The sequence below is a fragment of the Streptomyces sp. NBC_00247 genome, from assembly GCF_036188265.1.
In the GTDB taxonomy this organism is placed as follows: Bacteria; Actinomycetota; Actinomycetes; order Streptomycetales; family Streptomycetaceae; genus Streptomyces.
On sequence record NZ_CP108093.1, the window covers coordinates 2507669 to 2520499 of the forward strand.

Genomic DNA, 12831 nt, shown 5'->3' on the forward strand with positions numbered 1-12831 from the left:
CGAATGCCCGCAGACCTCGCGGTCATCGGCCTCGGCCACCTCGGCCTGCCCCTCGCCCAGGCAGCGGTCGCCGCCGGTATCGACACCATCGGCTACGACACCGACCCCCGCCCGTACGCGGATCTCAGCGCGGGGCGCACCCCGGTCGAGGGATCGCTCACCGCCTCCGAGGTCCGCAGGATGCTCTCCCGGGGCTTCCGCCCCACCACCAACGCCACCGAACTCGGCCGGGTCCGCACCGCGGTGATCTGCTCCCCCACCCCCCTCGGGGCCGACCGCACCGTCGACCTGACCGCCCTCGGCGACGCCGCCCGCGCCCTGGCCGCCCGGCTGCGCCCGCACACCACGGTGCTGCTGGAGTCGGCCGTACCCCCGGGCACCACCGAGAACTTCCTGCGCGGGCTGCTCGAAGAGGGCTCCGGGCTGCGCGCCGGACGGGACTTCCACCTGGCCTGCTCCCCCGGCCGTCTGGACCCCGGCAACCGCACCCACACCCACGCCAACACCCCCCAGGTCATCGGCGGCCTCACCCCCGCCTGCACCGAGTCCGCCGCCGCGTTCTACGGCCGGCTCACGGACAAGGTGGTACGCGCCAGAGGCCCGCGCGAGGCCGAGATGACGAAGGTGCTGGAGACCAACTTCCGGCACGTGAACATCGCCCTCGTCAACGAAATGGCGGTGCTCTGCCACGAGCTGGGCGTCGACCTCTGGGACGTCATCCGGTGCGCGGAGACCAAGCCCTTCGGCTTCCAGCCGTTCCGCCCCGGCCCCGGGGTCGGCGGCCACGGCGTCCCCCTGGACCCCGGCGGCGTCCCGTACCCCGGCCACGCCCCCGGCCCGCCGCTGCGGCTGGTGTCCATGGCGCAGGAGATCAACGACCGCATGCCGAGCTACGTGATCCGGCGCAGCGCCACCCTGCTGAACGAGCACGGCAAGTCCGTGCGCGGCGCCCGCATCCTCCTCCTCGGCGTCACCTACAAGCCGGACAGCGCCGACCAGGAGGCGGCCCCGGCCCGCGAGATCGCGAGCCGGCTGATGGACCTGGGTGCCCAGATCGGCTACCACGACCCGCACGTCCTGGACTGGCGGGTCCGCGACGCCCCCGTCCCCCGCGCCGACTCGCTGTACGAGGCGGCTGCCGCCGCCGACCTGACGCTGCTCCTCCAGCACCACCGGACGTACGACCTCCAGGGCCTCGCGGTGAAGGCGCAGCTGCTGCTCGACACCCGGGGGGCCACTCCGGCGGGGGCCGCGCACCGGCTGTGACGGAGGGGATCCGCCCCGTGGGCGGGGACGGGCGCGGGGACGGGCGCGAGGGCGGGCGGTATCACGGTGAGCGATGTCGCAGGTGACTGCTAGCCTGCGTCGTCACCTTCGCACAGAGTTGCGTATCTGCCGCACAGTCGTGCGCGCATCCGTCCCAGGGGGGATCTTCACCATGAGCCAGCCCGTGCCGCCGCCCAGCCGACCCCAGCCGCCCACCGGCGGGCAGCCCGTCGAGGGCAACCCCTACGCGGCCGAGCAGCCCCAGGCGCCGGCTCCGGCGGCACCGCCGGCCGGTGCGCCCGTGCCGCCGCCGGTCGGCGCGCCCGTCGGTGCGCCCGTGCCGCCGCCCACCGGCGCGCCCGTGCCCATGGCACCGCCCGTCGGCGCGCCCATGGCGCCGCCCACCGGCAACCCCTTCGCCCCGCAGCAGCCCGGTCAGCCGGGTCAGTTCCCCGGCGTGCCGTTCGCACCGATCACCGGTCCGGTCCGCAACAACCTGGCCCTCGGCCTGCTCGCTTCCTTCGGCACCGCCCTCGTCGTCGGCGCGATCTACGGCGGTATCACCGGCGCCACCGAGCGCGAGTTCGTCTACGCGGCGGTCGTCGTCGGTCTCCTCGTCGGCTGGGTCGCGGGCAAGACCGGCGGCCGCAACCCCGTACTGCCGTTCGCCTCCGTGGTGTTCGCGCTGGGCTCGGTCTACTTCGGCCAGCTGCTCGCCGACGCGATCATGGCCTCGAAGCAGCTCCCGGTCTCCGTGTCGGAGATGTTCTTCCAGCACCTGGGCGTGCTCCAGGAGATCTGGAAGGCCGACACCGACTTCATCAGCATCCTCTTCTTCGGGATCGCCGGGTTCGCCGCCTTCTCCGCCGCCAAGAAGATCTCCGACTGACCCGTCCGCGGACGTACGGAGAGGGGCCCGGCCACCACGTGGTGACCGGGCCCCTCTCCGTACGCTCGGTACGGGATCAGCGGCGGTGCTGCGAGTCCGCCACCGTCACCTCGACGCGCTGGAACTCCTTGAGGTCGCTGTAGCCGGTCGTGGCCATCGCGCGGCGCAGGGCGCCGAAGATGTTCATCGAGCCGTCCGGGGTGTGCGACGGGCCGGTCAGCACCTCCTCGGTCGTGCCGACCGAGCCGAGGTCCACCAGCTTGCCGCGCGGCACGTCCTCGTGGACGGCCTCCATGCCCCAGTGCCGGCCACGGCCCGGAGCGTCGGTGGCGCGGGCCAGCGGGGAGCCCATCATCACGGCGTCAGCGCCGCAGGCGATGGCCTTCGGCAGGTCGCCGGACCAGCCGACGCCCCCGTCCGCGATGACGTGCACGTACCGGCCGCCGGACTCGTCCATGTAGTCGCGGCGGGCACCCGCCACGTCCGCCACGGCGGTCGCCATCGGCACCTGGATGCCGAAGACGTTGCGGGTGGTGTGCGCGGCGCCGCCGCCGAAGCCGACCAGGACACCCGCCGCACCGGTGCGCATCAGGTGCAGGGCCGCGGTGTACGTGGCGCAGCCGCCGACGATCACCGGGACGTCCAGCTCGTAGATGAACTGCTTGAGGTTGAGCGGCTCGGCGGCGCCGGAGACGTGCTCGGCGGAGACGGTCGTACCGCGGATGACGAAGATGTCCACCCCGGCGTCGACGACGGCCTTGGAGAACTGGGCGGTGCGCTGCGGGGAGAGCGCGGCGGCGGTGACGACACCGGAGTCGCGCACCTCCTTGATGCGCTGCCCGATCAGCTCCTCCTGGATCGGAGCGGAGTAGATCTCCTGGAGGCGCCGGGTCGCGGACTCGACCGGCATCTCGGCGATCTCGTCGAGCAGCGGCTGCGGGTCCTCGTGGCGGGTCCAGAGACCTTCCAGGTTGAGGACGCCGAGCCCGCCGAGCTCGCCGATGCGGATGGCGTGCTGCGGGGAGACGACGGAGTCCATGGGAGCAGCCAGGAACGGCAGCTCGAAGCGGTAGGCGTCGATCTGCCAGGCGATCGAGACCTCCTTCGGGTCCCGGGTCCTGCGGCTCGGTACGACGGCGATGTCGTCGAATGCGTATGCCCGGCGGCCGCGCTTGCCGCGCCCGATCTCGATCTCAGTCACGATGTGTGGCCTTTCCCTCTACGTCTGCGCTGACCAGTATCCCCGACACACGGCGGAGGGGCGGCCCGGGGAACCCCGGCCGCCCCTCCCCCACCGTGTGGGTGTTACTTCCTGCTGTAGTTCGGTGCCTCGACCGTCATCTGGATGTCGTGCGGGTGGCTCTCCTTGAGACCCGCCGACGTGATGCGCACGAAGCGGCCCTTGCTCTCCATCTGGTCGACGGACGCGGCGCCCACGTACCCCATGGTCTGGCGCAGACCGCCGACGAGCTGGTGGAGGACGTTGGCCAGCGGGCCCCGGTAGGGCACCTGGCCCTCGATGCCCTCGGGCACGAGCTTGTCGTCCGAGGACACCTCGGCCTGGAAGTAGCGGTCCTTGGAGTAGGAACGGCCCTGGCCGCGGGACTGCATCGCGCCGAGCGAGCCCATGCCGCGGTACGACTTGAACTGCTTGCCGTTGATGAACATCAGCTCGCCCGGGGACTCCTCGCAACCCGCGAGGAGGCTGCCCAGCATCACGCTGTCCGCGCCCGCGGCAAGCGCCTTGCCGATGTCGCCGGAGTACTGCAGGCCGCCGTCGCCGATCACCGGCACACCCGCCGCGCGGGCGGCGAGAGCGGCTTCGTAGATCGCGGTGACCTGCGGGACGCCGATACCGGCGACCACACGGGTCGTACAGATCGAGCCCGGACCCACGCCGACCTTCACGCCGTCGACGCCGGCGTCGATCAGCGCCTGGGCGCCGTCGCGGGTGGCGACGTTGCCGCCGATGACGTCTATGGCGACGCTCGACTTGATCTTCGCCATCCAGTCGAGGGCGTTGCTGTTGTGGCCGTGCGAGGTGTCGACGATCAGGAAGTCGACACCGGCGGCGGCGAGCGCCTGGGCGCGGTCGAGCGCCTCGGGGCTGGCGCCGACGGCCGCGCCGACCAGCAGACGGCCTTCGGCGTCCTTGGCGGCGTTGGGGTACTGCTCGGCCTTCTTGAAGTCCTTGACCGTGATGAGGCCCTTGAGGATGCCCGCCTCGTCGACCAGCGGCAGCTTCTCGATCTTGTGGCGGCGCAGCAGCTCCATGGCCTCCACGCCGGAGATGCCGACCCGGCCGGTGACGAGCGGCATCGGCGTCATGACCTCGCGCACCTGGCGCGAGCGGTCGGACTCGAAGGCCATGTCACGGTTGGTCACGATGCCGAGGAGCTTGCCCGCGGGGTCGGTGACCGGCACGCCGCTGATGCGGAACTTCGCGCAGAGCGCGTCCGCCTCGCCGAGGGTGGCGTCGGGGTGCACGGTGATCGGGTCGGTGACCATCCCGGACTCGGACCGCTTCACCAGGTCGACCTGGTTCACCTGGTCCTCGATCGAGAGGTTGCGGTGCAGCACACCGACACCGCCCTGACGGGCCATCGCGATGGCCATCCGCGACTCGGTCACCTTGTCCATGGCGGCCGACAACAGGGGGATGTTCACCCGCACGTTGCGCGAGATGAGGGACGAGGTGTCGACCGCGTTGGGCAGGACCTCCGACGCGCCCGGCAGCAACAGCACGTCGTCGTATGTCAGCCCGAGCGTGGCGAACTTCCCAGGCACTCCGTCGACGTTTGCAGTCATGACACCTTCCCCAAATGGTCTTGATCGGTGCGGATGTCCATGCTAACGGCCTTCGGGGGTGTCTCATTCCACGAGCAAGATCGCCGAACGGCTCCGTAGATTCCTACGACGGCGTGAACACCCCGCGAACACGGGGCGTCGGCGGGGGTGACCGGCGCGGGGTGCGGCCGACATCACTGTTCGGCGAGGGCTCGCAGCCGGCTGAGCGCACGGTGCTGGGCGACCCGCACGGCGCCGGGGGACATCCCCAGCATCTGCCCGGTCTCCTCGGCGGTCAGTCCGACGGCGACCCGCAGGACGAGCAGCTCGCGCTGGTTCTCCGGGAGGTTGGCGAGGAGCTTCTTGGCCCAGGCGGCGTCGCTGCTGAGCAGGGCGCGCTCCTCCGGGCCGAGGGAGTCGTCGGGGCGCTCGGGCATCTCGTCGGAGGGGACGGCCGTGGAGCCGGGGTGGCGCATCGCGGCGCGCTGGAGGTCGGCGACCTTGTGTCCGGCGATGGCGAAGACGAACGCCTCGAAGGGGCGGCCGGTGTCGCGGTAGCGCGGCAGTGCCATGAGCACCGCCACGCAGACCTCTTGCGCCAGGTCCTCGCCGAAGTGACGAGCATCACCGGGCAGCCGGTTCAGCCGGGACCGGCAGTACCGCAGCGCGAGGGGGTGGACGCGGGCCAGCAGGTCGTGTGTCGCCTGCGCGTCGCCGTCCACGGCCCGTTGCACCAGGGCAGCGATCACCGTCGTCTCGTCGTCGCGCATCGGACCATGGTGCCTTGATGCCGACCGGTCCGCGCCATCGCGTTCAGAGTTGTGCACCGAAGCGTTACGAGCGGGTGCGCCGGATGTCATGTCCTGCGCCCTCCCCTTCCGCTGGATCCGCTGGTCCGAATCGTCGTTCCCGAGGAACTCCACAGCTCAAGGATGCGTCATCGGCCGGGAAGCGTCACCCACCGCCGCCACGACCGGCCCGCCACGGGTGCGCCGCCGCGGGCTGGCCCTCCGTCGCCCCGCCCGCGGGTCCGCGGACGGGGACGATTCCGGCACGCCGATCGGAGGCCACCCGACAGGCTCAGCGCACCAGGCCCCAGCGGAATCCGAGCGCCACCGCGTGGGCCCGGTCCGAGGCGCCGAGCTTCTTGAAGAGCCTGCGGGCGTGGGTCTTGACCGTGTCCTCGGAGAGGAAGAGCTCGCGCCCGATCTCCGCGTTGGAGCGGCCGTGGCTCATGCCTTCGAGCACCTGGATCTCCCGCGCGGTGAGCGTGGGGGCGGCCCCCATCTCCGCGGACCGCAGCCGGCGCGGGGCGAGCCGCCACGTCGGGTCGGCCAGCGCCTGGGTCACGGTGGCCCGCAGTTCGGCGCGCGAGGCGTCCTTGTGCAGGTAGCCGCGGGCTCCGGCGGCGACCGCGAGCGCGACCCCGTCCAGGTCCTCGGCGACCGTCAGCATGATGATCCGGGCACCGGGGTCGGCGGAGAGCAGCCGCCGGACGGTCTCCACACCTCCCAGGCCTGGCATGCGGACGTCCATCAGAATCAAATCCGAACGGTCGGCCCCCCATCGGCGGAGTACTTCCTCGCCGTTGGCCGCCGTCGTCACACGCTCGACGCCGGGCACGGTCGCAACCGCGCGACGGAGCGCCTCTCGGGCGAGCGGGGAGTCGTCGCAGACGAGGACGGATGTCATGACCGTCCTCCGCAGCTGATGCGCGTCACCTTGAGCCTCCAGGCTGATACAAGTCGTCACCTGTGCGGTTGACCCCCTCGGACATGTGCCCGAGCCGGTTCGTCGCCAACCGCCTCCGCACTCTCAACGATGGTCACTCGAAAGAGTTACGGGTCGGACCGTAGGGTTCGGCACTCTACGTGAAGGGCCGCACACGGAGCGGATCGGCGCGGGCGCTTCACCCTTCAACCGAAACTTCACGGGTTGGCGTGCCCTATTTGGCGGCTTTTCTTCCCTTTTGCTGGTGTCTGTGACTAGATTCGCAATCAGTCATATTTACATCTACTACGACCGTAGATGTACGGCAGGCTCGATCACCCAGGACCTGAGGACCTGTGGAACAGGGGATCGGCCACCGACGGACGACGACGGACTGCGAATGCCGGGACGACGTCTCCGGCAGAGCACGGTTTCGAGGGGACAAGCAATGGCAGATTTCTCCCGCCTTCCCGGACCCAACGCGGACCTGTGGGACTGGCAGCTGCTCGCGGCCTGCCGAGGGGTCGACAGTTCACTGTTCTTCCACCCCGAGGGCGAACGCGGAGCCGCCCGGAGCGCCCGAGAGACCTCGGCGAAGGAGGTGTGCATGCGCTGCCCCGTACGCGCCGAGTGCGCCGCCCACGCGCTGGCCGTGCGCGAGCCCTACGGAGTGTGGGGCGGCCTGACCGAGGACGAACGCGAGGAGCTGATGGGCCGCGCCCGCAACCGTCTGGTCACGACCGCCTCCCCTTCCGGCCATGCCACCGGTCCGGGTGACAGCGCGCACCACGACTGAGGGGCCCGCGCCGCCCCGTACCGCAGGAACGTTTCGCCATCCACGGTCCGTCCCCGCCGGGACCTCGACGGACCGGGGCTCGGTCGTGCCGTCAGCGGGCCGCGGCGCGCGACAGCTGGTCCAGCGTGGCCGCCACCGCCGGGACCCGCGCCAGGTCCGGCAAGGTCAGCGCCACGATCTCGCGCACGATGGGCGGCTCCACCGTCACGGTCACGGCTCCCTTGGGGCGTACCGACTCGATCGCCAGCGCGGGCAGCACCGCCACCCCGAGCCCGGCGCCGACCAGTCCGATCACGGCGGGGTAGTCGTCGGTGGCGAAGTCGATACGGGGGGTGAACCCGGACTCCTCGCAGACCTCCACCAGCTGCCGGCGGCAGCGCGGGCAGCCGGCGATCCACGGGTCCCCCGCGAGTTCGCCGATGTCGATCGCGTCCGTCCCGGCCAGCCGGTGGCCCTCGGGCAGCAGGCCGATCAGCCGGTCCGCGAGCAGCGGCCGGACCACCAGGTCGTTCCAGTCGCCGGCGCCACCCTCCCCGGAGTTCCCGTACCGGAACGCCAGCGCGATGTCGCAGTCCCCGTCACGGAGCATCTCCACGGACCGGGGCGGTTCCGCCTCCACCAGTGAGACCTGGGTGCCCGGATGCTCGGCGCGCAGCGCGGCCAGGGCGCCGGGTACCAGGGTGGAGCTGCCGCTGGGGAACGAGACGAGCCGGACCCGGCCGGCGCGCAGCCCCGCGATGGCGGCGACCTCCTCCTCGGCGGCGGTCAGCCCGGCCAGAATGCCGGAGGCGTGCCGTACGAGAGCCTCGCCGGCCTGGGTGAGCCGCATCTCCCGGCCGGTACGGATCAGCAGCGGCGTCCCGACCGAGGATTCCAGCGCCTTCATCTGCTGGCTGATGGCCGGCTGGGTGAAACCCAGCTCGCGGGCGGCGGCGGAGAACGAACCGGTGGTGGCGACGGCACGCAGGACGCGGAGATGACGGGCTTCGATCACCCTCCCACCATAAGCGTCACTTCTGTTGATCGCGAAAAAATGCGATGCGACTTTCATGTGCGGCGTTCTAACCTCTTCCCATGCATCTGCTGACCGTGAATGTCGGAATCCCCCGCCACTCCGCGCACACCGGCGCCCGTGACGGCCTCACCGGCATCGACAAGCGCCCGGTGGACGGACCGGTGGCGGTGACCGACCCGGGGCCGAAGGGCACCGGCGGCAGCGGCCTGGCCGGGGACGCCGTCTGTGACCTGCGCCACCACGGCGGCAGCGACCAGGCGGTGTACGCGTACGCCCGGGAGGAGCTCGACGCCTGGGAGCAGAAGCTCGGCAAGCCGCTGCCCAACGGGATCTTCGGCGAGAACCTGACGACCCTCGGCCTGGAGGTCAGCCGGGCACTGATCGGCGAGCGGTGGCGGATCGGCCCGGACCTGGTCCTGGAAGTGACCGCCGGCCGCATCCCGTGCCGTACGTTCGCGGGCCACGTGCGGGAGGAGCGCTGGGTGAAGCGCTTCAGCCAGGAGGCGGTCACCGGCGCGTACCTGCGGGTCGTCACCCCGGGTTCCGTCCGCGCCGGGGACGTGATCGAGATCGTCCACCGCCCGGACCACGGGGTGACCGCCGCACTGGAGTTCCGCTCCTTCACCGACCGCACCCTGCTGCCGAGCCTCCTCCCCGCGGGCGAGGCACTGCACCCGGAGGCGCTGGCGGCGGCGCGGGAGTACGTGGCGGGACAGGGGGGCTGACGGGGCGGGGGCCGGATCCGTTCTCGTCCGGTCCGCTGCCACCGGCCGCGCGGGCCGAGGACGCGGCCGTCCTCGAGGTCGTCCCGAACGGAAGCGAGCCCGCACATCACGCGACCCACTACCGGAGCGCCGGGGCTCGGCATCCACACCCACGAGGACGGCAGTTGGCTGTCGATCGAGTCGACGACCCGGATCGCCTGACGGCACCCGTGGGGAACGCGGCACCGGGACGGCTGGATCGCCGAGCACCGAGAGCGCTTGGAGCAGGTCCGGAGGACGTGGCGGCGCGAGGTCGTCGAGACGTCGCCGGGCTCCTGCGCACGGAGCTCCGGCCGGAAGCGGTGACACCCGGCCGCCGCCCGGACGACCGAAGCTGGGGCCCCGCGCACCTGAGTGTGCGGGGCCCCGGCTTCGCAGGGTTCGGACGACGGCTCAGGCGGTTTCGACGGCGGCCTTCTCGGCCGGGGCGGCGTCGGCCTTGTCCTCGGCCGGGCGGACGAGGCCCGGGATGAACGCGGCGACGGCGGCGGCGATCAGGGCCACGGCGCATCCGACCGTCAGGCCGACGCGGAAGCCGCCCTCGGAGGCGAGGGAGTGGCCGCCGAGGTTGATGGTCATCTGGGCGAGGACCACACCGATGACGGCGGAGCCGATGGTCGTACCGAGCGAGCGCATCAGGGTGTTGAACCCGTTGGCGGCGGCGGTCTCCGAGATCGGGACCGAGCTCATGATCAGGGCGGGCATCGCGCCGTAGGCGAGGCCGACGCCGCTGTTGATGACGATACCGACGATCATCAGGCCCCAGGCGGAGCCCATCAGCAGCAGGGAGATGCCGTACCCGGCGGAGATGACCAGGGCGCCGAGGACGAGGGCGATCTTCGGGCCGCGGGCGTTGATCAGCTTTCCGCCGAGCGGGGAGACGATCATCATCATCACGCCACCGGGGGCCATCCACAGACCGCACGCCAGCATCGACTGGCCCAGGCCGTAGCCGGTGGCCTCGGGGAACTGGAGGAGCTGCGGGGCGATCAGCATGAAGGAGTACATGCCGACGCCGACCAGGATCGAGGAGATGTTGGTCATGAGGACACGCGGGCGGGCGGTGGTCCGCAGGTCCACCAGCGGGTCGCGGGTGCGGAGCTCGTAGAAGCCCCAGGCGCCCAGGGCCACGACCGCCACGGCGAAGAGGCCGAGGGTGGTGCCGGAGCCCCAGCCCCAGTCGGCGCCCTTGGAGATCGCGAGCAGCAGGGAGACCAGCCCGATGGCGAGCCCGACCGCACCGGGTGCGTCGAACCGCTGGCCCTTGGCACCGGCCGGGACGTCGGGAACGAAGGTGTAGATCAGCACCGCGACGATCACCGCGAGTGCCGCGGAGCCCCAGAAGAGGACGCGCCAGCTGGTGTACTCGGCGACGGCGGCGGAGATCGGCAGGCCGAGAGCACCGCCGATCCCCATCGAGGCACTGACCAGGGCGATCGAGCTGCTGAGCTTCTCGGCGGGAACCACGTCACGGAGCAGGGCGATGCCGAGGGGCACCATGCCCATGCCCATGCCCTGGAGACCGCGTCCGACGATCATCGGCACCACGGAGGAGGCCAGGGCGCAGACCACGGAACCGGCGATCAGCGGGACGGCGCACGCCAGGAGCATGCGGCGCTTGCCGAGGAGGTCGCCGAGGCGGCCCGTGACCGGGACGCACACGCCCGCGACGAGCAGGGTGACCGTGATCACCCACGCCGCGTTCGAGGACGAGGTGTGCAGGATCTGCGGGAGCTCCGCGATCAGCGGGGTCACCAGCGTCTGCATGATCGCGGCGGCGGTGCCGGCGAGGGCCAGCGTGGTGATCACGCCGCCTGCGCGGGCCGTGGGCTGGGGGGCGTCCATAACGCGATTCCTCGATGTGGTCGGGACGGGAGTCCGGGACGGAAATCCGGCGGGAGGAGCGGGGCGGCGCACGAGTGGCGTCGTGCACGCCTAGTGCATTATGCATGCGATGTGCTTGATGCACACCATGTGCCAGGATGGACCCTCGGTCACCCCGGGCAACGGCACACCGGCCCGGCAGGAAGCTGGAGGCATCCCACTCATGGACAGGGCCGTCGAGGACGTCGAGTACGAGCAGATGCTGCTCAGCCGCCACGGCCTCCTGAACCACCGGAAGGGACGGCGCGAGAACGGCGTACTGGAGCGCAGCGCGTACATCCTGCTCAGTCGCATCCGCGTGCAGGGCCCCATGTCCATCGGGGAGTTGAGTGAGGCGTTCGACCTCGACGCCTCCACGCTCAACCGCCAGACCACGGCGGCGATGCGTGCCGGACTCGTGCAGCGCATCCCCGACCCGGCGGGCGGGATGGCCCGCAAGTTCCGCATCACCGCCGAGGGCAGCCGCATCCTCGACGAGGAGCGCGAGGGGACGGTCGCGTCCCTGGGCCGCGTCCTGGTCGACTGGCCCGGCGAGGACGTCGCCGCCTTCGCCCACTACCTCCGCCGGTTCAACACCGACCTCGAACGCCTCGGCGGGCGGCCCTGGCCCCGGCCCTGAGTTCCACCGGCCGGCCGGTCTCTCGGACCTGGCCGACCTGGCCGACCTGGCCGGTCTCTCGGACCTGGCCGACCTGGCCGACCTGGCCGACTCGCCACAGAACGGGCGCGCCCGCTCAGGCCGTCGGTCCGCCGGCCCGGGGAAAGTCCCTGGCCTTGATCTTCGCCATCCGGCCGTCGGGGTGGTGCCAGACGATCCCCTCGCACCCGTCGGCCGACGCCAGCGCGAGCACGCGGGCCCGGACTCCCTCGAACGTCAGCTCCGTCACGTCGAGTCGCTCGGCGGTGCCGTGGTGGACGAGCCGGTGCGTACCACTGCGCTCGGGGTTGCCGTTGATCCGCGGCCCGATCAACTCGTACGTCCCCGGGGGCCACTGCCGCCGCCCGCCCTCGGCCAGCGCCTCCGTGTGGAACTTCGCGAAGGAGGACCGCACGACCGGCTCCCAGCCGACCGTCTTCCCGGTGGCGGGGTCCGTGGACAGCGGTACGAACTCCGGGGGTGCGGCCCGGCCGGCCCGCACCTCGCGGCGCGCCCACCAGGCCCCCGCCTCGTCCACCCGGGTACACGTACCGTCGTACTTGCGCGTGGCCACGCCCTCCCCGGCGAGCACCCAGTCGCATCCGGGCGTCACCTCGGGGAGCACGCCCGCGGGGCGGGTGGCGAAGTCGCGCAGGAACAGTGTGGGAATCTTCCGCATCGCCCCATGGTGCGGCTCAACCAGCCCTGCCGCACATGGATTTCGCCCAAGCCGCGCACCCTCGCCGGAGCGTGTCACCCCGCCCGGCACTCCTTCCCGCGCGGGTCATCCCGCTCCGGTGCGCCCCGGTCCCGCCCCGCCGTCGATGAGGCGCCGCAGTCTCGCCTTACCGGGCGTACGGGGCACGCACTGCGGCGAGTTCGGGGGGTGGGCGTAGGCGTCGGCCCGCGCCCCGGACATGCTGTCCACCTCCGACACCAGCACGGCCGGCCCGAGAATGGCCTGATCGCAGTCCACACAGATCAACGGAGCCTCCGCCACTCCTCGGCCAGGCGCGACGCGGCGGTGCAGCGTTCACCCGCGCGGCAGGTCGAGCACTGGATGGTATGCGTCAAATAGGCGCG

12 protein-coding genes are annotated in these 12831 nt (G+C 71.8%); 5 read left to right on the forward strand and 7 right to left on the reverse strand.

From position 1 onward, the window contains the following. Positions 1-3: 3 nt before the first annotated feature. Complete coding sequence (locus tag OHT52_RS10405) at positions 4-1266, forward strand: nucleotide sugar dehydrogenase (RefSeq protein ID WP_328719851.1); 1263 nt, start codon at positions 4-6, stop codon at positions 1264-1266. A 172-nt stretch (positions 1267-1438) separates the two neighbouring features. After that, positions 1439-2155 (forward strand): hypothetical protein, encoded by a 717-nt coding sequence (locus OHT52_RS10410; protein WP_328719852.1) that lies wholly within the window; start codon positions 1439-1441, stop codon positions 2153-2155. A 76-nt stretch (positions 2156-2231) separates the two neighbouring features. On the opposite strand, the gene OHT52_RS10415 is transcribed toward OHT52_RS10410, so the two are convergent. The 4 genes from OHT52_RS10415 to OHT52_RS10430 all read right to left on the reverse strand — a co-directional run bounded on the left by OHT52_RS10415 (position 2232) and on the right by OHT52_RS10430 (position 6634). Next, entirely contained in the window at positions 2232-3356 is a 1125-nt protein-coding gene (locus tag OHT52_RS10415; RefSeq protein ID WP_328719853.1) for a GuaB3 family IMP dehydrogenase-related protein, read from the reverse strand. Between the two features lie 104 nt (positions 3357-3460). After that, positions 3461-4963 carry an IMP dehydrogenase gene (guaB, locus tag OHT52_RS10420; RefSeq protein WP_328719854.1) on the reverse strand — a complete coding sequence of 501 codons (1503 nt, stop codon included), beginning with the start codon at positions 4961-4963 and terminating at the stop codon, positions 3461-3463. A 173-nt stretch (positions 4964-5136) separates the two neighbouring features. Beyond that, entirely contained in the window at positions 5137-5712 is a 576-nt protein-coding gene (locus OHT52_RS10425; RefSeq protein ID WP_328719855.1) for a sigma-70 family RNA polymerase sigma factor, read from the reverse strand. 310 nt (positions 5713-6022) lie between these two features. Continuing rightward, positions 6023-6634 (reverse strand): response regulator transcription factor, encoded by a 612-nt coding sequence (locus OHT52_RS10430; RefSeq protein ID WP_003948568.1) that lies wholly within the window; start codon positions 6632-6634, stop codon positions 6023-6025. A gap of 466 nt (positions 6635-7100) precedes the next feature. On the opposite strand from OHT52_RS10430, the gene OHT52_RS10435 reads away from it, so the two are divergent. Next, entirely contained in the window at positions 7101-7448 is a 348-nt protein-coding gene (locus OHT52_RS10435) for a WhiB family transcriptional regulator (protein ID WP_328719856.1), read from the forward strand. Between the two features lie 91 nt (positions 7449-7539). Here the strand turns inward: OHT52_RS10435 and OHT52_RS10440 are convergent, their stop codons facing one another. Next, on the reverse strand, positions 7540-8442 hold the full coding sequence (locus tag OHT52_RS10440) for a LysR family transcriptional regulator (protein ID WP_328719857.1): 903 nt from the start codon (positions 8440-8442) through the stop codon (positions 7540-7542). Positions 8443-8522: 80 nt separating this feature from the next. On the opposite strand from OHT52_RS10440, the gene OHT52_RS10445 reads away from it, so the two are divergent. Then, on the forward strand, positions 8523-9188 hold the full coding sequence (locus tag OHT52_RS10445) for an MOSC domain-containing protein (protein WP_328719858.1): 666 nt from the start codon (positions 8523-8525) through the stop codon (positions 9186-9188). Positions 9189-9620: 432 nt separating this feature from the next. On the opposite strand, the gene OHT52_RS10450 is transcribed toward OHT52_RS10445, so the two are convergent. Next, a complete protein-coding gene (locus tag OHT52_RS10450; protein ID WP_328719859.1) occupies positions 9621-11072 on the reverse strand; it encodes an MFS transporter in 1452 nt (483 codons plus the stop codon). Between the two features lie 202 nt (positions 11073-11274). Here OHT52_RS10450 and OHT52_RS10455 point away from each other — a divergent pair, with 202 nt between their 5' ends. Beyond that, positions 11275-11730, forward strand: coding sequence for a MarR family winged helix-turn-helix transcriptional regulator (locus OHT52_RS10455; RefSeq protein WP_328719860.1), 456 nt, complete (start codon positions 11275-11277; stop codon positions 11728-11730). A gap of 115 nt (positions 11731-11845) precedes the next feature. On the opposite strand, the gene OHT52_RS10460 is transcribed toward OHT52_RS10455, so the two are convergent. After that, positions 11846-12427, reverse strand: coding sequence for an RNA ligase 1 family protein (locus OHT52_RS10460; RefSeq protein ID WP_328719861.1), 582 nt, complete (start codon positions 12425-12427; stop codon positions 11846-11848). Positions 12428-12831 lie beyond the last annotated feature (404 nt).